The organism is Paenibacillus sp. JT22N7 (genome assembly GCF_059383875.1).
In genome coordinates, this window is the sequence record NZ_JBXENY010000014.1 from 28,059 (window position 1) to 49,583 (window position 21,525).

The following is a 21,525-nucleotide window of genomic DNA, read 5'->3' on the forward strand; positions in this document are numbered from 1 at the left end:
TTCTGCCTGAAAATTTAAGCTTGCCGTTTTCTGCGCACCTTGCCCAGCACCTGCTGCATTTTGCCCCGGAGCGCCGTTCTGCTGGTATGTACCATTACTTTAGGGAACAACAGTACAACCACTGCAAACCATACCATCGCAAAAATGCCTGATACTACAAGATTTACAAAGCTGACCATCCCAAGCGGCCTGATCGCCTCCGTCACGGCATATAAGCCAATCAGCGTCCACACACTGCCGAGCAGCGCAGGCAAATGCGCCTTCCCCAGCTCCCGCCACGTGCACGACAAAATCGTTTTACACAGGTACAGCATATTGAAGTAGTGCAAGCTTATGGCAATTAAAACGCCGAAAGCGGCCCCGGACAAGCCCCAGCGCATGCCAATCCCTGCGCCCGCGATAACAAGCAGAACATAAAGCACCTGCCGTGAAGCCCGTTTGTACACATACCCTCTTGCCAATACGAGTGAATTGCTGATTTTGTAAGTTGTACGGAATAACATGCCAACGCATAAAATTTGGAATGGAATCACGACCTCCGTCCACCCGCTTCCCAGAACGACAGCGACAATCTCGGGAGCTAGCAAATAACAGATGACGCTAATAGGAGCAACAAGCAGGGATGTATAAGAAATGCTTCTTATATAAGAGGCTTTTAGCTGCTGAAGATCATCCTGAAGCTTGGACATCGACGAAAACAGCACTTTATCGAGCACTTGCCCAAGCAGCGTAGCCGGAAGCACTGCCAGCTGATAGGCTCTGCCGTACAATCCCAGCGCAGCTGCGCCAAGCCCGCGGCCAATGATCAAATTATCGCTTTGGACCGCCAAATAATTGCTTAGGCTGTCGATGGTTGCGCCACCGCCAAATCGCAGCAGCGATTTCGCTGCCTGTGCATGTCCGCTCGTCTTTTCCCGCAGAAACCGGGGCGGCTGTGCGGCAATCAGCATCGTAAAGCGGATAGCCGTCTGCACCAAATGCGCTGCTAACAGCGCCCAAATGCCATAGCCATACACACCGAGCATAATGCCGACGATGCCGTAGCCCGCCGTATAAGATACGATTTGCGACAGCGATAGCTGACGGAACTTCAGCTCCCGTTGCAGCAAAGCTTCAGATACAATGGCAACGCCATTGAGCGGAAACACGAGCGCCAATATGCCCAGCACTTCTGCAAGCTGCGGCATTTTGAAAAAACCTGCCAGCAGATCAGAGGACAGCCAAAGCACCGCTGCCACTACAACGCCAAGCATTGAAGAAATAAAGAAGGAAACCTGCAAGTCGACCGTGTTAATTTCCTTGCGCTGAATAATGGCCGGACCTACACCAATACTTGCAAACAAGGTCGAGAAGCTGACGATTACGAGCGCCATATTAATGAGTCCAAACTCCTCGGCACCGACGAAGCGGGCAAGGACGACAAGCACGACCATCTGGATGACATTTTGCAATCCGGTTCCCGTGAATGCCCACAGAAAGCCCTTGCGGGTTCTGCGGGTCAAGCCAGCTTCCGACACGTGATTATCCGATTTGGCTGGCATAAGCGTTAATATCCGGGCGGCCGATGGAAGCATACACGAATTGCCGCTTCTCCATCTCTGCCAAATCAAATATGTTGCGTCCGTCGATCAAAATTGGCTGCTTAAGCCGCTTTTTCACTTCATCCAAATCCATCTTCACCACTTGCGGCCACTCGGTCAAAATGACGCAGGCATCGCAGCCGTCGACCGTTTGCAGCAGATCATCCGAATAAACAACATCTGTGCCAATAACCAGCTTCGCTTGTTCAACCGCTACCGGATCATACGCATGCACTTCAGCACCGCGGCTGATAAGCTCGCGAATGATCGGAATCGAAGGCGCAGAGCGCATATCATCTGTCTCCGGCTTAAACGCCAGACCGAGCACAGCAATTTTTTTGCCTGCTACAGAACCTACAATTGTATCGATTTTTTGCACAAAATGGATCGGCTGATTTTTGTTCGTCGTAATAACGGATTCAATCAGCTTGAATTCGTACCCGACATTTTTGGAGATGGAAATGAGTGCCTCGGTATCCTTCGGAAAGCAAGAGCCGCCAAATCCGATACCGGCATCTAAAAATTTATTTCCAATGCGGCTGTCCAGTCCTAGCCCGTAAGACAAATCGACCACATTCGCACCGACCCGCTCGCAAATATTGGAAATATCGTTAATGAAGGAAATTTTCATCGCGAGGAAGGCATTGCTGGCATATTTAATCATTTCAGCCGTTTCAATGTTGGTCTCGACAATGGTCGTGTTGAATGGTTCATGGAGCTCGCGAATGAGCTGCATCGCCTGTTTGCTTTCAGCGCCGATGACAGCGCGCTCCATATTCATGCAATCCTTAATGGCCGTACCTTCACGCAAAAATTCCGGATTGGATACGACATCAAAGCCTGCCTCTCTTCCGCCTAGATGCCCCCGAATGATCGACTCTACCCGTTTGCCTGTTCCAACAGGCACTGTGCTTTTGTTCACGACGACTTTATAGCCGTTCAGCGACTTCCCAATCGTCTCGGCCACACCGTCAACATAAGTCAGATCCGCTTCGCCGGTTGGCGACATTGGCGTGCCCACTGCAATATAAATAATATCCGAAGCCTGAATAGCCGCTTCCACGTCGCTTGAGAAGGCAAGTCTTCCCGCTTGGCGGTTCGCGTGTACCAATTCAGCAAGGCCCGGCTCATAGATTGGAATTTGACCGTCATTCAGCTGGTCAATTTTGTTTTGGTTAATGTCGGCACAAATGACATGATGGCCTTTCTCTGCGAAGCAAGCGCCGTTCACCAGGCCAACGTAGCCTGTACCAATTATCGTAACTTTCATTATGCATTCACTCCACTTTTCGCACGGCTTAAAATCTGTTCAAGCGATTTAATTAAATCTGCGGAAAACTCCTGACGTTCGAGTGCGAACTCTACATTTGTCAAAATAAAGCCCGGAATTTCACCGACATCGTAGCGTCTGCCCTCAAATAGATATGCGAGTACGTCCTCGACTTGGTTCAGCTTTTGCAGCGCATCGGTCAATTGGATTTCCTGGCCAGCTCCGACCTCTTGCTGCTCAATCAGATTGAATACTTCCGGCGTCAGCACATACCGCCCCATAATGGCAAAGTTGGAAGGCGCTGTGCCCAGCTTCGGCTTCTCTACCAGATTGTTCACTTTAATAAAACGATCATTCACCTCAGATGGATCAATGATGCCATAACGCGCCGTTTCTTTATCCGGTACATGCTGTACGCCGATAACCGATTTGCCCGTTTGCTCAAAAGCATCAATCAACTGCTTCGTGCATGGCGTCTCGCCTTTAACGATGTCATCACCAAGCAGCACGGCGAAAGGCTCATTGCCGATAAACTTGCGTGCGCACCAAATCGCGTGCCCGAGACCTTTTGGTTCTTTTTGACGAATATAATGAATGTCGACCTTGGAAATTTCCTGTACCTTCTCAAGCAGATGCAGCTTTTGATTTTTCAGCAAATTCGCTTCCAGCTCAAACGCATTGTCAAAATGGTCTTCAATCGAACGTTTGCCTTTACCCGTTACAATAATAATTTCTTCAATCCCGGATTGTACGGCCTCTTCTACAATATATTGAATCGTTGGCTTGTCCAGGACGGGGAGCATCTCTTTCGGCATCGCCTTTGTTGCTGGCAAAAACCTCGTTCCAAGTCCGGCTGCCGGAATAATCGCTTTTGTTACTTTCATCGCAAATCCCTCCCAAGTTAGATAAAAAGTGGTTACACTTCAATAAACACGATACTATTTATCTGAACATCCGTTGCCGCAAGACGGCTTTTCCACTCCTGTGCAACCGGAGCGAGTACCCGGTTCTCCTTGATCACGAGCGTATGCCAATCGACCAGCTCTGCAATCGTCTGCGCTTCCGAGCAATGAACATAAGAAGGCAATTCCCAGATTACAACTTCGTAGCTATCCCGAAGCTGCGCCATCAATTCCTCAGCCGACGTTTTCATGGAAAGGCCTCCGCCTACCACGCATACTTCGATGTAATCCAACTGCTGTCCGGCGGTTTTGATTTTGCCATAAAAGCCTGGGCTAATTGACCATTCCGCATAGCCTTTTTTGCCGGAAGCCGTACTTGGCAGCTTGCCGTTCGGGTTAAACCTCACCCAAGCGACCTTGCTTTCCACAGCCAGCTTCTGCGCCAGCTGCTTGCTGATATTCCCGCTCGCACCTTTGCGGTCAAGCGTTCCAAAGGCCAATGTACGCTTCCCGCTTTTCTCCATCACATGGCGGTAACGCATTGCACGCGACTTCGCTTCCTCTGCCGCACGGCGCTTCAGCCATCCCCCATAAAACGGGATAGCAGCTTCCGCCCAGCTGGCGAGCTTCGTCGTTTCCATCGGAACCTCGGCGAATATCGCTTGCACCTCCGGCGCTGTCTGCAGCTTGCGCGACATCATATGCAGCAGAAGCCATAAGCACAATAGGATAATCAGTCCGCCAACAAATGCGAGCAGCACATAAAATAACGGATTGGGGTTCACATAAACCGCCTTCTCCGCACTTGCTTTATGCAATAAAACTACGTTGTTGATTTTAAACAGCTCCAAGCTTTGCGAACGGAACACGCTAACGATGGTGTTGGCAATGGACGCTGCCTGCTTACGGTCACCATCGGTTACGGTAATTCGGATAACCTGCGAGAGCTCGACGCTTTTCGCGCTAACTTTGGCAGCCAGTTGATCTGTGCTGTAAGGCAGGCCAAGCGCCGCAATTACCTGCTCCAAAATCAGTGGATTTTTCAAAATCACATTATACGTATCCATCAGCTTGAGACTGCCTTGAATGGAAGTGAAATTATCACTTGTCTCTTGTGAGGTTATTACAATTTCAGCCGTTGCCTTATAAGACGGAGGACTTTGCATTTTCACATAGCCCACTGCGACTGACAGCAGCAGTGCCGGAATAATGACAAACGGCAATCTGCGGATGATCAGCTTAACCATTCTGTGTATTTCCAAATCTCTCATCCCCTTGCAAAACAATCATTCGCCCGTCATAGCCTGGCGTTCATTCCTATTCAGACTGTCTATGACTTGGAGTTCGCTTCTGCTGGTACAATGCCAGAACGCAGCTCCTTGCTTGGCGGTATGCTGCTGGACTCCCCCAGCAGCAGGCTTAAATCAAAAGCTTCATCGAATACAATGGCCGCTGTCATCTTATTGCGTTTGGCCCAGCTTACGCGGATAAGACGACCGTTTGCCTCGAACGCCGAGCCGATAATTTGCAGCCTGACCTTCTTGCCTTCATGCATCGCCGCCTTCTGCGGGAGTTCAATTCGGCAGCCCGTGTAGCTAATATCAAGCAGCTGTGTCCGGTAGCGCTCTTCTTGATCGACCACGATCGAAGCGCGCCGCTTCAGCCTAACTCTCGGGGACTTGCGATTTATCGACTTATAGGTGTACTTGAAGTTAGAAAGATAACTGGTCACAGAAGTCCACACGCCCGCCTGGAAAATGCCCTTAACGAACTCATCCGCACTGCCATATACTTCAGCAAGCCATTTGCGCTCCTCATCAATGTTGCTCCAATGAAGCTTGAAGCCCACCTGAAATCCGGAGCCATGCTTATCATAAAATATTTTTTCGGCAGCTACGCGTATAGCGTCCTGGGATAACGGAATATCCAGCTCCATGCGCTCTGGGAGCGGCAAAATCGAGTCCGTATAAATACGGCAGCCTGTCTCGCTAATATCCAGTGTCCTGACGTTTTCCATCTTCAGCTCTTCATCATCCATATAACGAAGCGTGAGCGGCAGCTCCTTGGCAAAGCGTTCCGCCTCCCGCATGCGCGGGCGTTCAAAACCAAGCAACAGCGCGAGAAGCAGGAATACTCCGTTATAACCGAGCCAAAATAAATTAATAAGCATAGGCTGCAATTCATTTTCTCCTGCACCCGCAATACGCCCCACATTTAAACCCATCAGTACAATCGACAGCGCAAGCAGAACAAACAATGGCATCATATAACGATAATTAATAGACGTTTTGTTCTGATAAATGCCTTTCGGCGTCACTTCAAAGGGAATAGCCTTGCGGAAGATTGTTTCCTGAAGGGCTGCGAGGAATAGCGTTGGCGTCATGGCCGTCTCGTAAACATTGTTCCAGAACACATTAAGCTTCTTATTCGTTAAATAAGGTACAACGGTAACCGAGAACAAGAAATACGGCAGCCAGAAAATAAGCAGTTGTTTCAAGCTTGTTTCAAGAATCGCCACACCAAAGGTCAAAAAGAGCATAGGAGACAATATGTACATAAAGCGCGTAACGCCAAAGTACCAATACAGCAGGTTGGAGAAATAAAGCAGGCGCTGCATCAAAGATAAACCCTTAGCCTCAAGCGGATTGGACATCCTCGTCGTCTGTATCGTGCCCCTTGCCCAGCGGGCCCGCTGTTTGATTTGATCGGATATGGACTCAGACGTTAGTCCTAGTGCCAGCACCTCATTCAAGCAATAAGAATCAAATCCATTGGATTGAAGCTTCATCCCTGTAGCCAAATCCTCTGTTATCGTACCGATAACGAAACCACCAATATGGTCAATGGCGCTGCGCCGGAAGATGCAGTTGCTGCCCACATAAATAACAGCGTTAAAACGGTCTCTTCCAGATTGAATAAGCCGCATAAACATATCTTGCTCGTTCGGAATGTTGCGCCCTTGGTAATAGTTGTATTGGAAAATATCTTCGTTGTAAAAAACTTGGGGCGTTTGTACGTAAGCAAGCTTCTCATTCTCTGCAAAAAATCCTACCGTTCGCTGTAAAAAATCCGGTTTGGGCATCATATCGGCATCTAAAGTAAGGAGCAAATCGCCCTTCATCTTCGTCAGCGCATGATTCAAATTACCCGCTTTAGCATGTTCATTTCCGGGACGATCGAGATAATGAACGCCTAAACCTTCGGCTAATTCTCTCATTTCCGCTCGCTTTCCATCATCACACACCCAAATGTTTAACAGATTTTCCGGATAATTCAAGTTTTTACAAGCAAGTATGGTTTTTCTAACCAAGGATGGCGGTTCATTGTAGGTAGCGATCGTAACATCCACAGAATAAAGGTTGTCAGGTAATGGCGCAGGCTTTCTTTCAGTGGGTTTTAGCAGAAGAATGTGGAATAAAACGGATTGAAAAATAGAAATGATTTCAAAAAATAGTAACAACGATCCAAAAATTAATGACCAGCCAGATGGGAGTGTTTGTACAAGTCTCCATACTAGATACACGATCATGATAGCAATGGATAGCGTTGTTAATATGTACCTAGCTTTTGTTTTCAAATAACCCCAATCCTTTGCGCTCTATTTATTCGCCATAATTCCATTCCTTTTCTGACTAATCTACAACATGGATTGACTATACTGTCTAATTTCGCTGTCGATATTTGTTAAATCGGCCGGAAATATGATATTTTTGGCGGCTAAGGCTCAAATTCAAAGTTATCTTATCACAATCCTTGCCCCTTTAAAAGTTAATTTTTCTTCTTAACATTGTAATCTTATTGGCAAAAGTGTAGAAAAAAAGCGAAAAAACTCTAATTTTACGCGGTTTACGCGAAATTAGAGTTTTCTCAGAATACCTATTTAGTATTATATCAGCCAGTGTTTGATAGAGTTGAGACCAGGACTTGACGACTAGCCCCGTCTAATCTTTTAAAGCGTTTTTTGCAGCGTTTGGTAAGCGCTCAGGCTATCAGCCGACGAATCGATATGCCAGTCCAGCTCTTTGTTCTCGTTGAACCAGATCAAGCCTTTAATTTGGCTGTACGCTGGCGATTGCACTTGATTCATCGCATCAATAACCCATTCGTTTTTGCTGCCGCCGCTTTCTGTTGTGCCAGTTTCAGCGATAATGATCGGCTTGCTCGAAATGCTTGTCAGCGCTTGGTACGAAGCGTAGAATACGTCGTTAAAGCTTCTCCACGAGCTCCACGATTCTTTCGTTCCAAAGTTGTAGCCATCGATCGAAAGCAGGTCTACGTAAGCATCGCCTGGGTACATAGCTGTAAACGATGCGTTTTTGCCAACATTTTCAGCGTTTACGTTGTACATGAATTTCACATTCGTTGCGCCTTGCTCTCTGAAAATCGTAACGACACGTTGGAATGCCGCTTTGTAAGTCTCGTTTGTGTTAACTGTGCTGTCGCCAACGCCCCAGCCGTACCAGTTGCCATTGCCTTCGTGGAAAATGCGAAGCCAAATTTCAGGGTTTTTGTTAGCTGCTTGCCAGTTAACCAGTTGTTTTGCCGTTTGTTTCAGGTAAGCGTCTACTACGCCTCTATTAATATCAGCAGTCGAATATTCTTTGTAATTTTTATTTTTAAACTCAAGGGTAAGTAGGTTAATCGAACCATTATTATTTACATAGTCCATAAAGCCCTTCCATTCATTAATCCCTTGGTTCGAGTTGACAAAAGTATGTACAACATCTTGGTGTCCACCGATTAGTTGCTCGTAGGCAGCGATGTTGTTCAAGCTTTGGTTCGGCCAAGTGCCGATCCATGCTCCGTTGTAAAAGTTGGTTTGCGCGCTAGCAGGGAGTGCCCAGAGTAATGTCGAAGCGAGCATAAGGAGTGTAAGAGCGAATTTTGTAGTTTTCATAGTAAGTTCCTCCCCCGAGCGAATGATGGTCGTGGTCCGAAGAACACGCCGCACCTTCATCAGGCAAAGGAGGCTATGTCGGGCTTCGGCAGCTGGCGAGCATATCCTGTTTAAGGATGAAGCCCCTATAGCTTTGCGCACATCAGGTTTCCCTGAGTTTGCCTTTTCGTGTAAGCAATAAAAAAAAGATAGTCCCTGCTCCCGAAAGAACAAAGTCTACCTTGATTAATAAAGGAAGAATCGATGTTGAATTCGGTAGCTGGCGAGCATATTCCGTTAGGAATGAAGCCCCTGTAGCTTTGCGCACATCAGGTTTCCCTGAGTTTGCCTTTTCGTTAAACGATCTAGGTATAAAGTACGAGCTAAAGTAATATGGTGCTATTGTACACCTTAAGCGCAAATTTCGTCAATTTATTTTTTCATAAATTTATACAACGAAAAAATATCCATTAAAGTAGCAAATCGCATACACAATATGAAGCAGGAAAAACATCATGAAATAAAACATTTGCAGCGCCTTATTATTTTTCAGCACATCCGCAAAATAAATGTAGAAGGGGAACGCAACCATGACATAACGTGGAATGCTCTGCAAAAATTCGGCGCTGGCGAACGGAATGAGCATAAGCAGCAATCCATAGGCAAAAAACAGCCATTCATGAGCATTACGGCGAATATCTTTCCAGCGCATAATAAGAAAGGCAGCAAAAATGACGAGGACGGCATTCGCGATAATAAAGGCAAGCAGGCCATTTTCCCAGCCGCCATTTCCTGAGAAATAAGGCTTTTGGATAAAATGAATATAGTTCGAGAACGGAGCAACCGTCTTGCGATACCAGTTGATGCTTTGCTCGGTAATCGGAGCCAGCAAATCGCCAGTAAGCCATTTCATGTACAACAGATAACCGGCTAGCGGCAGCGCCGAAATGATTGCATAGCCTAAATACTTCGTGTCCTTCCACTTGAAACGGTACAGCCTGTGTTCGATCAACAGCGTACCCACAACGAAAAACAAGTTGACGAAGCCCAAATTGCGCGTCACAGCGGACAAGCCCCCGAACAGAAACGCGAGAAAATATCGTTTTTGCATCGCATAATAGACGGTCATTAGCGACAGCATGAGGAACAGGCTCTCTGTATAAGGCACGGCATAGAAGATGGCGGTCGGAAAAATGAGCAGCAGCAGCACCGCGACTTGGGCGTGCTCCTGTTTCAGTCCTCTTTTTAAACAAATGCCATAAAAATAAAAAAGTGATACGAGCAAAAACAAATTCGATAAAACCGATCCCACGACTGTCGCATCGTATTTAGAAATAGACTCCACCAAAAAGACTAACAAAGGGTATAAAGGGAAAAACACCCAATTTGCACTAGGATGCGATTCGTTGATGTTATACGTATCATAGCCATTTTCGGCAATTCCCAAGTACCATACGCTGTCAAATTTCCTTAGATCCTCGAAGCTCGGCTTCTTCAGCTGTGAAATATCCGTCTGGATCGAGAGCTGGCTCGATGTGAAATCATGCCCCTGCACGACCGTATAGTCCGGCGGAATTTGATAGTTCGAAAACAGATTCATGCCGAGAAAGCCTGCAAAATAAAGCAATATTCTCGTAATGACAAACAAGGAGAGCAGGAAGATCAAAACTTGCGTATTCGATTTTGCTTTAAGCAGCAGCGATTCCATTCGTCACCTCGTCTCTTGTAATTGCTGCGATTTCGTTTCCACCGGCACAACGTTATGCAGCACGGTTTCCACGAAGTATTTCGGGCGTTTCTTCGTTTCAATGTAAATTTTGCCGATATATTCGCCAATTAGTCCAATGCACAGCAGCTGAATGCCGCCAATGAACCAAATCGAAAGAATCATCGAGCTCCAGCCGGATACCGTGTTGCCCTGCAAATGCCTGACGAATACATAAAGGGCGAACACTAGGCTCATGACCGACATAAAAAAGCCGACAACCGACACCGCGCGGATAGGAGACACGCTGAACGAGGTAATGCCTTCCCATGCGAAGATAAGCATTTTTTTCAGTGGATATTTCGATTCGCCGGCGGTTCGCTCCAGACGATCGTAATACACACTGTCGGATTTGAAGCCGATGGTAGGAATAATGCCACGCAGGAATAGATTGACCTCCTGGTACTCCTCCAGCTTGTCAACGATCTTCTTGCTCATCATCCGGTAATCCGCATGATTATAAACGACATTTACGCCAAGCTTAATCATTAATTTGTAGAAAAATTGCGCGCTGAACTTTTTGAACATCGTATCGGTCGTTCGTTTGTTCCGCACGCCGTACACGACTTCATAGCCCTGCTTGTACTTCTCAATAAACTGGTCGATCACCGTAATATCGTCCTGCAAATCGGCATCGATGGAAATAATGCAATCCGCATATTCCTTCGCCGTCAACAAGCCTGCCAGCAGTGCCCGCTGATGCCCGACGTTCCGGGAAAGCTTCAGCCCGCTCACAAAACGGTTGCTCCGGTGAAAGGAATCAATGAGCGACCACGTTTTATCTCGGCTGCCATCGTCTACAAGCAGCATTTTGCTGTGCTCGGACACCTTTCTCTCCTTCACCAGCCGTTCCAGCAGCAGGGACATTTGCCGCACCGTTTCCGGCAGCGCTTCTTCCTCGTTATAGCAGGGCATGACGATCGATACAATAGGCAAATCGGACTCATCGCCTCTCATGACTTTTCCCTCGCTCTCTATGATGTTGTCCATTTTTCGACAATTAGTATAATAGCATTCCTTGGTTAAAGTAAAGTTAAATCGCTGCTATTTGGCTGGGCATTTTTCTTTAAAACGTATTATGCACCATTTTCAAGAAAAAAAGCCCTTGCTGCAAGGGTAGCTGTCTGCCACCGCTGCCGCAAAGGCTGATCTTTGTTGCATGGGAATATTACATTTGCTGAGGAGCCGAAACGCCCACGAGGCGGAGCGCATTCGCAATGACGGTGCGAATAGCGCCAAGCAGCGCAAGGCGCGCCTGAGTCTGCGCCGCGTCCTCGGTAATGACGCGTTCTGCTCTGTAATAGCTGTGGAACTGGGAGGCCAGTTCATATACATAGCGAATGATGCGATGCGGCGCATATTGCTCCGCCGACTCCGCCACTTCCTGCGGCAGCTCGCCGAGCTTGCGCAGCAGGTCGTATTCAGCCTCCGACGTTAGCTTGCTGAGGTCGATCTGTTCAAGCGGCAGCAGCGCGAGGTTCTGCTCCTGCGCCTGGCGGAAAATGCTGCAAATACGCGCATGCGCATATTGCACATAAAACACCGGATTCTCGTTGGATGTAGAAATCGCGAGATCCATATCAAAATCCAGATGCGAGTCCATGCTGCGCATCGTGAAGAAATAACGGATGGCATCTACGCCTACCTCATCCATCAAATCCTGCATCGTAACCGCTTTGCCGGTACGCTTGGACATTTTCACCTTTTCGCCGTCCTGGAACAGGCTGACCATCTGGGCAATCAACACGACCAGCTTGCCTGGGTCGTTGCCTAACGCCTCCATCGCCGCTTTAACGCGCGGAATGTAGCCATGGTGGTCTGCGCCCCAAATGTTGATCATCCGGTCGTAGCCGCGGCTGTACTTGTCCATATGGTACGCGATGTCCGGCGTCAAATACGTGTAGGAGCCGTCATTTTTGACGAGCACGCGGTTTTTATCGTCGCCGAAAGGCATCGTGTCGAGCCAGGTTGCGCCCTCTTCCTCATAGACGTGGCCCTTCTCCTTGAGCGCCTCAAGCGCCTGTTCAACCTTGCCGTTCTTGTAAAGCGACGTTTCGCTGTACCAGATATCGAAGCCGACGCGGAAGCGATTAAGATCATGCTTGATCTTGTCCAGCTCGCGCTCCAGGCCGAACCTGCGGAAAAACTCCAGACGGTCCTCTGTGCTCAAGCTCAGCAGACGATCGCCCTCCTGCTCGGCAAGCAGCTCTCCAAAGCCGACAATATCCGCGCCGTGGTAGCCATCCTCCGGCATCTCCGCTTCCTTGCCCAGCGCCTGCTGGTAGCGCGCTTCAATCGACTTCGCCAGGTTGTTCACCTGATTGCCGGCGTCGTTAATATAATATTCGCGGGTTACTTCATAGCCCGCATATTCAAGCACATTGCACAGTGCATCGCCTACCGCTGCGCCGCGTGCATGTCCAAGATGCAGGCTGCCCGTCGGATTCGCGCTGACGAACTCCATCTCCACGCGCTTGCCTGCGCCGATTTGCGTCCGTCCGTAGTTGTCGCCACCTGCGACTACCTCGCCAACGACGGCGTACAAGTAGCTTTTGTCCATGCGGAAGTTAATGAAGCCTGGGCCGGCAATTTCAGCCGATTGAATCGATGCTTTCGCATAATCGAGATTCGCGATAATCGTTTCGGCAATCATCCGCGGATTTTTTTTCGCCAGCTTGGTAAGCTGCATCGCTGCATTGGTCGCCAAGTCGCCATGCTCTTTATCCTTAGGCACCTCCAGCACGAATGCTGGCAGCTCCTCGCGCGCTGCGAGCCCGCCCGCTACTGCCGCGTCGGCAATAGCCGCTTTTACCTGCTCATACAATTGCTCTAATACATTTCCACTCATCGTTACTGTTCCCCCTGAATATGCAGCCGAATATGAAATCGGCCAGATAAATGCTCGTCAATCCACAAATCATATTTCCACTCTATTGAAAAAGGAGGCTCCGCCAGCTCTCCCGCAGCAGCGCCAGCCGCATGAAGCACAAGCTGCTTCGTCTCCGTCTCCATTTGAAAATTCATAAATGGGGACCGATAGCGCCCAGCCCGCTTGCCGCCCACAGCGAAAAGCTGCTCCGATTCTACCGCTCCCCTGCGCGTAATAAGCAGCTCGCCTTGGCGATAGCGAATAAGCGACCTGATTGGCTCCGCATTCGCTTCTCCCTCGATCGGCTCCTCATAGCGGATATAGAGCGAGCGATCCTTGCGAAACAGCTCCCCGCGATGCTCACCCACCTGAACAGCGCCATCCTGCCTGCTTTCCAGCTTAATGCTGACGTTCATTCTTTCTGACATCCTCGTGCTCCTGTATCTTCAGTCTTGACGTATGCTTCTACTATATACACGTATCCTTCCAATTTCAACGATTACCGTTGATTACTGCTCCTCTAGAAAAGGAACAATGCCGCGCCACGCTGCGATCCGATCTTCGAGATTTCGCATTTTCTGCGTCGGAATCGGGCTCGTGGACGGCATCTTGAGCAGCGCCAGCGAGTCAAACGCCGGATGCTTGCGAAAATATTTTCGAAACGTATCGTACGCCTTCGTACCATTAAATGCAAAGCAGCGCAGCCCCGGATATTGCGCCAGCAGCGCAGGCAAATCATTCGGCTTCTCATCCTTAATGTTCACATCAAGGCTGCCTTCGCGCTCGCAGGATTCAATGACGTCGAACACCGCCAGCCGATGCTCCTGCAAAAAAGCGAGCCGCTTCGCATAATCCTCATCCGGCGCCCCAGCATCAAACAACCCGTACACCATTCCCCAAAAATAGTTCCGCGGATGACCGTAGAACTGGCGATGCTCCAAAGATTTCACGCTCGGCGCCGTCCCCAGCACCAACACGCGGGCCCGCTCATCAATGACGGGAGGAAAAGAATATACACGCTCTGTCATCGCTCTGTCACCCCCTGCCAGCTGTTTTAACTATTATGGCATTTTTGGCGGGAAATTTCTCGCACGAGCAAGGTGAAACGGCTGTCGCCACCCTTTGGCGGCGCAGCGCGTTTCAGTCCGAGAAATATAGAGAAAGGATTGTGTTAGGATACCCTTTCCTATATTTCAAGGTGAAACGGCTGTCGCCACCCTTTGGCGGCAAAGCTACCGTTTCGAGGGTGAAACTTATAAAGTCTCATATTTCAAGAAAGTGTAAATTTTACAATTATTGCTTCCGATACTATAAAAGAGATGGATATAACAAGATTATACTTAAAAAGCAGCTAGGAGGGAGTATCATGCAAGCATTAAAAATGCAACAAAAGAAAGCAGCCGGTGGACCAGCTGCCCCAGCAAGGCTTTCTATTAAACATGAAGGGGAAGCTTTTCCGCTTGAAAATATGACATTGACGATGGAGAAGCACCCGAATGAGCATACCAAGGTACGGCTGAGAGGTATAGCCAGCGAGGAAACAGTTCTAAAACTGATGCGTTCCGCCAGTATGAATGCTGACATTGAGCTGTTCTATGAAAATAGCGAGAGCAATCGAAAGATTTTCCATGGCATTATCATTCATATGGACGCAGAGGCGCAAGGCATTGAAGCTGGCGCTGTCCATTATTTGACCATTGAAGCACTCTCACATACGTATTTGATGGATATCGTCACCAAACAGCGCTCCTTTCAAAATATGAATATGACGTACGAGCAGCTGATTAAAGAGGTTTTAGAAGACTATCCCAAGTCTGATTTTTTACACTACGGCACTGCTGGGGATACTTTGAACGGTATTACACTGCAATATCAGGAAACGGATTGGTCCTTCATCAAGCGGATGGCTTCACGGCTCTATATTCCGCTCATTGCTCACTCTACATTCAACTCTCCCAAATTCGTGCTCGGCGTAGAAGAAAACACGGCCATATACAGACTGGAATCTGCAAACGAGAAAGTATTTAAAAATGTCGAAGCGTTTCGCAGCCATGCAAATAACCACCTGGCAAGCGTTCAGGAATCCGACTATCTCGTCTACGAAATAACCATTACTGGCGAGCATGCAAAATGGTTAGAGCTGGGAGAACCCGTCCTTTACAGAGAGCGTACTCATTACGTCCTATCGGTCGTCACCACGGTCAAAAACCATTTGCTCTCTCATACTTATCAGCTTTCTCGTTTAAACGGCTTTTTCACTCCACCTAAGTTTAACGAAGCCATTGCAGGATTAACCTTGCAGGGCAGCGTCATTAAAGTATCGCGCAATGTTTTAAAGGTTCATCTGGACATCGACCCCTCTCAATCCGAAAACTCCGCCTATTGGCTTAAATATTCAACCTTCTACGCCACCTGGTATTGCATGCCCGAAACAGGTGATCGCGTAAATGTGCACTTTCCAACCAAGGATGAGTCCGATGCGCTTGTCATCAATTCGATCAAGCATTCCTCATCCGGGGGAGCAAGCCGGGTACAAAGTACCGCGGGAACGGGAAACGCAAGCAGCGCAACAAGCATATCGGCGGTGTCAGCGACGCAAGCAGCCCCTTCTATACAAGCGGCAAGCACTGGCGGAGCCAGTGCGGCTAGTAAGCCGAACTTTGAATTCAGTTCTCTAGCTGAAGACAATAAGGTGAAAATGATTGTTACGGAAGGCGGAAAAATGATTATTTTGGACGACAATTCCTCCAGCGTCTCCATTGTATGCAATGACAGCACCTTCATTCGCATTACGGATGGAAGCGGCATTTCAATCTCCACCGATATGGATATTACATTTGAATCAGGAGCAGACATCAGCTTTACGGCTGAGGAAATGATTTATATGAAAGCTACGGATAAAATCGCGCTGCAATGCGGCGAAAGCCAGATGGAGATCACGCCGGAGGAAATTAAAATCAAAAGCACCGACATTAAATTGAATACTTAATTGAAATACGCAAAGGAGAGATTTCCATGCTTGTTACAGGTGCTAAGAAGCCTGATGAAATCGAGCAATTGCTCACGAAGCTCGTCATGAGAGGACTGCTCGGATTGCCTGTAGTCGGCGTATCGGTGCATGCTCTAAAGCTCAGCAAGAAGAAGCTGAGCAACAAGCTCTATATGAAAGATATACAGTCTGCAATCAGCGACCATTATAAAAACCAGCAATAAGAGGGGATTTAGGTGAATACAGCAGAAGCTCTGGACTATTATTTGGCAAAGGACGTACTACCCGCCGCTAAGGCATTATACAGACAAATTATGGACTATTTTATTAAACATAAGCAAGGGGTACTGAGCGAGTTTGCAGCCGGCTTTCGGCGATGCTGTACGTTTTTGCAGGAACAGCGCGCCCAGAGTAACGAGCATATAAATGCTTCATATATCCAATACTCACTCTTGCTCAGCCAAGTGCTGCTTTCTAGGCCAGCCTATCTCATTGAAGCTTTTGACGACGGCTATTACCTCGGAAAGCAGCTCGCCGCAGTAACCTATCATCCTTACTGGCTGTTTGATCCACTCTTCGCTTTCTATGAGCAGATCAAGCAAGCAGCCAAGAAATATGTGCAGAAGATCAGCCTTCTGGAAGTAGAACGCATCTTTCTCATTGAGCTGAAGCAATATGAGAAGCTCATGGCCTTTATCGCCAAAGAGGCCATCGAAGCGATTCTGGATACGCCCGAATATGAGCATTTGCCTTATGAAGGGGAGGTACAGTTCCGAATCGGCGTCTTCCGCGGGGAGACCGAGCTGCTTTTCATTAAAAATGAAAAAAATGATGCCGTCTGGAGGGAAATCCATGCAATACTTTCGCATCAGACAAGATAACCGGACGGAGAATGCCATCCTTCCACAGCTGAACGTGACGAAGGAGCTGTGGACGAGCGAGCAGCCATTGTTCATCCCCGTCAAAGCCAGAAATAATAGCGGGCAGCTTCATTTTCTCCCTTTCATCGAGAAACCAGTCGCCATGGTTAGCGACGCCGCTAAAAAAATATTTGAAGTTTACCAGAGCAAAACCTTGTACCGCCCTTGCGCCGTTGGACATTTAGAGCAGGGCCGAACAGAGGTGTACTGGCTCATACAACCGCGCATCCTCCCATGTCTGCATGAAGCTGCCACCTATTTTCCAGACGGCTCCTTGAAGGAAATCGTCATTGATCGGCAGAAAGCCGGATTCAACAAATGGTTCATGCTTGATCAGGTTAGGGAGGCCTGCTGGATTGTAGATACCGAGGTTTTAGAAAGACTTTGCAGGGCTGGCATTACCGAAATACAAATTTTGCCCGTCCGAGCCCTATGAGAGGAGAATGAAATGGATAAAACGTACGCCGTCGAGACCGCTCTCCTCAGTTGCGAATATGGCAGCAACCCCATTCCTTTGCAAGTGCCTGAGCATCGCCATATTTATGCTGGAGATAAAAAGCTATCCAATATCACAGATATTGACGCCTCATGTATTGGATGCTTCGGTTCGTGCAGCAGCCCCTATCTTTTAACCTACAACCCTGCGGTAATGGATGAGCACAGCATCAGCAATATCCAGCAGGCACGAGCCTTTGTTACAGGCAATGCCTGTACGTCTCTCGTTAAAATTCCGTGGCAAAATGCCAAAACCGATGTGCTGGCCGGCCATTATCAGGCTTTGCTTGAAGGAAGCTGGACCGTATGCCAGAGCGGATTCGGCATCATCTCCGTCTTGCATCATGGTCAGACACCTCAGATGACTCTGGAGACCGCTATGGCTCAGCTTGCCCAGCTGGAGCAGGCAATAGATCAGTATATGAAAGACCATAATATCAATCCCAAAGAGAAAGAAAAGCTGCTGGCGAGCCTCCTGCTCTGGGATGATTATGGTGAAACCTTCTGGGAGAAGGAAAGTGATGCACATACACGAGGACTTGCCGGCTTTTTAAAAAAATCAGACCCTGCCCTGTTTAATTTTTTTGAAAGAAAGATCGTATTAAACGAAGGGGTGCCTGGTCAGGAAGTAGATCTAACCTACTTCATAGGATTGATGACAGGCTTCCGCAGCCGCGTCGATCCTTTGGGAGCCGTCAGCCCGGACATGTTGAAAAATGAAGGCATGATGAATGCTTATCTCGATGCCGCTCAGTTAGACATGGGACGTACCGACGCAGCAAAGGGAAAGTCTCTGCTTGCGTTAGTAAATGAACGGTACGGCATGGACAGCGGGGCGAATGGGCTGAATGCCACGCGCTATACCGATTATGTGGAGTATGTAGCACCTGCTATTGAATGGTATAACCCTATGACTAATGTGCTGGAATACCAGCAGTCGTCGGACGAGGAAAAGAAGTTCACTATTTTAAAAAATATGATCAGCGGACAGCTGGAAATGAATCATTCTACTGAAAATGCCGAACAGATCACCGACCAATGGCTCCAGCTTATTCGCACGGGCCTAGCTGCTGAGCAAACACGGTAGAAGGAGACGGCAATATGATAGAAACCTGGGGTTATCATACGATTTTACTGGAAGGCCTGGATGGTGTCCTTCACCTGCAAGAGCTAAGCATTCATCAGCTCATCCATGCACACGCCACCTTCTCCCTATCCTTTATGCTGGATGAGTCGAAAGCGCCAAGCTATATAAACGCCTCGTTTAACAATCGGAAAATCGTGCTTAGACATCGGGAGCAGGAACGGGAAATATTGTTTAATGGCCTCATTCGCAATAGCCGCCTGGAGCGGATCGACGGTATTTATTATGTGCATATCGACGGCATTTCCCATACCTATCATTTGGATATTGAGAAGAAAAGCCGCTCTTTCCAAAACCAAAAACTGACTTATGATGATGTGTTAAAGCTGATCATGAACGATTATGCACATGCCGATTTTATATGGCCGGACGATTGGTGCAGCAAGCCGGTTGGGCGGTTCCTTCTGCAATACGAAGAGACCGATTGGGCTTTTATCCGGCGGCTCACCTCCTATGTGAATAATGGATTGATTCCAGAAATTAGGCGGGAGGGCCCAAAATATTTCGTCGGCTTGCCTGAAGGACGCGATGAGCGCCTGCTTCCTCTTACACCGTATCGGATGACGAGGCAAGTGGCCCGTACCCAGCGTATCATCCAAAACCGAACCATAGCGAGCCTTCACGATTCCGACAGCCTGCAATATGAGATTAAGAACCAATACGCCTGCTATGAGCTCGGTGATCGGCTGCGGTTTCAGGGCCATTCGCTGGTCGTTGTGGGAAAGCACAGCCAGCTGCACCCCGCAGACGGACTGCTGCGCTACACGTATGTGCTCGCTACGCCACGAGGCGCACAGCAAGAGCGGCTCTACCACGACAAGCTTTCCGGGCACTCGCTGACAGGAACGGTCATTGCGGTTAAAAGCCATTATACCAAGCTGCATCTGCACATGGATGAAAAGCAGGAGAAGGAAACGGCAACCTGGTTTCCTCAGCCCACCTATTTTACCGGAGGAAGCGGGAAAGGCTACGGTACGATGCCAGAGATCGGCGAAGTATTAAACCTGCATTTCCCTTTCCCTCATGAGGATGGCTGTTATATTATCAGCTCCGAAGGGAATGACTATGAGGCGATTGCCCAAAGGGTTGAAGCCTCCAGTAAAAATCCGGAGCCTCCTCCCAAGAAGACAAATAACGCTGTGTCAGCAGGATTAGCTTCCCCGGCGAAAGAAGCACCACCTCGCAACCGGAATCCCGGGCCAGCACTAACAGACGATACCATGTATCGTACGAAGCAGTGGTTCTCACCAGGCAATCAATCCTTAATGCTGAACGACCATCAGATTAAACTGCATGCCAGCGGGAATACCTCGCAGATCACGCTGCTGGAGGGCAACGGCCTGCTCGTAAACAGCACGAGTGGTATGGATTTATCCGGCAAGAATCTATCTATCAACCCGGATCACGCTGGAGCAGACGGCCCCGTCCCCGGGCCCGGCCTAACGGTTAGCTTATCCGCCACGGAGTCCCTCGCCTTCATTTGCGAGAACAGCAGTCTGCTCATGCAGAAGGATGATAAAACCGTACATTTTGTCGCTGATAAGGTCAGTCTGGAGAGTCCCAGCAATCCGATGGATTTCATGGTCATGTCTGCCGACGCTGTGGGCGCTCGGTTGGCCGCTTATGAGGAAGCTCGGCAACGGAGCCTTCCTGTATTTTTCCCGGATGGCACTCTGATTACAGGCCGTACGATGGACGAGAATGCCCTCTACCACTATTATATAAGTGAAGTGTACGATCCCTGCTCAGCCATGCCGCTCGACTTTGACGCCTGGCGTCTCGCGCATTACGGCAAAACCAAAATGGAGTCGTTCCGCGACTACTGGTCAACAAGCGGCGATTTTATCCTTAAAGGCAATTACGCCGACGAAGTCAACGCGGGCGGGGTTGGCGGAAGTATACTTCTAGGTCTGACTGGTGCCGATCTTCCTATGGATGTCCGCGATTTATTCCACAATCTCACGAACTGGGAGTGGAGCTGGGGACATGCGGGAGAAACGGGGTTAAATACGTTATCCTTCTTCCCTGTTGTCGGCGCACTTAAAAATTTGCGTTTTGTAGACGAACTCACTGACATCGCCGATGTCGTCAAGGAACTCAAGAAGATGGGCGCCGTGAAGTATACTGGAAGCTCTGGCGCTATTCAAGTCCTTCAAAAGCTGCCTGATGGCTCCTATCAGGTGCTTGATGAAAGCGGCAAACTCATTAAGAAGCTGGATAATGAAGCTGCTGCTTTTGATGAACTCGGGATTAAGATTGCTGAGGGGACGGGTAAAGCTAGCTATTCTCCTAAATTAGAAGGTCACATCAAATACATTGACCCTGAAGTACCTAGAAGCCGAGGTATTGGCGGTGCGCACAATAAAGTAGAATTCTACAAGAACGATGTTAACGTATTGAATGTTGAGAAGCACCCATCAATGCCAGGAGTTGAAAAAGTCACATACCAAATCCCTTCCATAGATGGAAAAACGGGTGAAATTACTGGATGGAAAGCAAAAGAATATGTAAAAACTATCTATGATCCAAAGGTCATATCTGATGAGGAGTATATTAAATTTGGCAAAGAGGCGGCAAACAATGCTCTTTCTAAAGGGAAACTGGGAAGAGAGTGGGAAGGTTACGATAGCAATGGTGTTAAATGGATGGGCTATGCTGATTCAGATGGAAAAGTAACATCCTTTTTTCCGGAATTTTAGTAGAGAGGAATTTATA

17 protein-coding genes and 2 riboswitches are annotated in these 21,525 nt (G+C 48.3%); of the genes, 6 read left to right on the plus strand and 11 right to left on the minus strand.

Annotated elements, in window-relative coordinates; translation table 11 throughout:
* Positions 1-14: 14 nt before the first annotated feature.
* The 11 genes from AC50Y5_RS29105 to AC50Y5_RS29155 all read right to left on the minus strand — a co-directional run bounded on the left by AC50Y5_RS29105 (position 15) and on the right by AC50Y5_RS29155 (position 14,290).
* Positions 15-1,541 (minus strand): lipopolysaccharide biosynthesis protein, encoded by a 1,527-nt coding sequence (locus AC50Y5_RS29105; protein ID WP_494864935.1) that lies wholly within the window; start codon positions 1,539-1,541, stop codon positions 15-17.
* Positions 1,522-2,850 carry a UDP-glucose 6-dehydrogenase TuaD gene (tuaD, locus tag AC50Y5_RS29110; RefSeq protein WP_056037599.1) on the minus strand — a complete coding sequence of 443 codons (1,329 nt, stop codon included), beginning with the start codon at positions 2,848-2,850 and terminating at the stop codon, positions 1,522-1,524. Before tuaD ends, AC50Y5_RS29105 begins: the two co-directional genes overlap by 20 nt.
* Entirely contained in the window at positions 2,850-3,734 is an 885-nt protein-coding gene (gene galU, locus AC50Y5_RS29115) for a UTP--glucose-1-phosphate uridylyltransferase GalU (RefSeq protein ID WP_056037596.1), read from the minus strand. Before galU ends, tuaD begins: the two co-directional genes overlap by 1 nt.
* A 32-nt stretch (positions 3,735-3,766) precedes the next feature.
* Positions 3,767-5,014 carry a Wzz/FepE/Etk N-terminal domain-containing protein gene (locus AC50Y5_RS29120; protein ID WP_494864938.1) on the minus strand — a complete coding sequence of 416 codons (1,248 nt, stop codon included), beginning with the start codon at positions 5,012-5,014 and terminating at the stop codon, positions 3,767-3,769.
* 68 nt (positions 5,015-5,082) lie between these two features.
* Positions 5,083-7,281, minus strand: coding sequence for a glycosyltransferase (locus AC50Y5_RS29125; RefSeq protein WP_494865029.1), 2,199 nt, complete (start codon positions 7,279-7,281; stop codon positions 5,083-5,085).
* A gap of 420 nt (positions 7,282-7,701) precedes the next feature.
* Entirely contained in the window at positions 7,702-8,649 is a 948-nt protein-coding gene (locus AC50Y5_RS29130; RefSeq protein ID WP_056037586.1) for a glycoside hydrolase family 26 protein, read from the minus strand.
* An 84-nt stretch (positions 8,650-8,733) separates the two neighbouring features.
* Positions 8,734-8,822: riboswitch (cyclic di-GMP riboswitch) on the minus strand.
* A 78-nt stretch (positions 8,823-8,900) separates the two neighbouring features.
* Positions 8,901-8,988, minus strand: a riboswitch (cyclic di-GMP riboswitch).
* Between the two features lie 88 nt (positions 8,989-9,076).
* Positions 9,077-10,336 (minus strand): mannosyltransferase family protein, encoded by a 1,260-nt coding sequence (locus AC50Y5_RS29135; protein ID WP_494864940.1) that lies wholly within the window; start codon positions 10,334-10,336, stop codon positions 9,077-9,079.
* Between the two features lie 3 nt (positions 10,337-10,339).
* Entirely contained in the window at positions 10,340-11,350 is a 1,011-nt protein-coding gene (locus AC50Y5_RS29140) for a glycosyltransferase family 2 protein (protein ID WP_494864942.1), read from the minus strand.
* 211 nt (positions 11,351-11,561) lie between these two features.
* Positions 11,562-13,241: an arginine--tRNA ligase gene (gene argS / locus AC50Y5_RS29145; RefSeq protein ID WP_494864944.1), complete on the minus strand. Its 1,680-nt coding sequence runs from the start codon at positions 13,239-13,241 to the stop codon at positions 11,562-11,564.
* 2 nt (positions 13,242-13,243) lie between these two features.
* Complete coding sequence (locus AC50Y5_RS29150) at positions 13,244-13,690, minus strand: YwiB family protein (RefSeq protein ID WP_494864946.1); 447 nt, start codon at positions 13,688-13,690, stop codon at positions 13,244-13,246.
* Positions 13,691-13,771: 81 nt separating this feature from the next.
* On the minus strand, positions 13,772-14,290 hold the full coding sequence (locus AC50Y5_RS29155; protein ID WP_494864948.1) for a DNA-deoxyinosine glycosylase: 519 nt from the start codon (positions 14,288-14,290) through the stop codon (positions 13,772-13,774).
* A gap of 338 nt (positions 14,291-14,628) precedes the next feature.
* Between AC50Y5_RS29155 and AC50Y5_RS29160 the strand changes: the two genes are divergently transcribed.
* Genes AC50Y5_RS29160 through AC50Y5_RS29185 form a run of 6 tightly spaced genes read left to right on the plus strand, consistent with a single transcriptional unit; the run spans position 14,629 to position 21,509 of the window.
* On the plus strand, positions 14,629-16,251 hold the full coding sequence (locus tag AC50Y5_RS29160; protein WP_056037570.1) for a contractile injection system protein, VgrG/Pvc8 family: 1,623 nt from the start codon (positions 14,629-14,631) through the stop codon (positions 16,249-16,251).
* A gap of 26 nt (positions 16,252-16,277) precedes the next feature.
* Entirely contained in the window at positions 16,278-16,475 is a 198-nt protein-coding gene (locus tag AC50Y5_RS29165; RefSeq protein WP_056037568.1) for a hypothetical protein, read from the plus strand.
* 12 nt (positions 16,476-16,487) lie between these two features.
* On the plus strand, positions 16,488-17,132 hold the full coding sequence (locus AC50Y5_RS29170) for a hypothetical protein (RefSeq protein WP_056037565.1): 645 nt from the start codon (positions 16,488-16,490) through the stop codon (positions 17,130-17,132).
* Positions 17,104-17,607, plus strand: a complete 504-nt coding sequence (locus AC50Y5_RS29175; RefSeq protein WP_056037562.1) for a hypothetical protein — start codon at positions 17,104-17,106, stop codon at positions 17,605-17,607. The genes AC50Y5_RS29170 and AC50Y5_RS29175 overlap by 29 nt, the downstream gene beginning before the upstream one ends.
* 12 nt (positions 17,608-17,619) lie before the next feature.
* The gene (locus AC50Y5_RS29180; RefSeq protein ID WP_494864951.1) at positions 17,620-18,753 is read left to right on the plus strand and encodes a DUF4280 domain-containing protein; all 1,134 of its coding nucleotides are present in this window, start codon (positions 17,620-17,622) and stop codon (positions 18,751-18,753) included.
* Positions 18,754-18,767: 14 nt separating this feature from the next.
* Complete coding sequence (locus AC50Y5_RS29185; protein WP_494864953.1) at positions 18,768-21,509, plus strand: EndoU domain-containing protein; 2,742 nt, start codon at positions 18,768-18,770, stop codon at positions 21,507-21,509.
* Positions 21,510-21,525 lie beyond the last annotated feature (16 nt).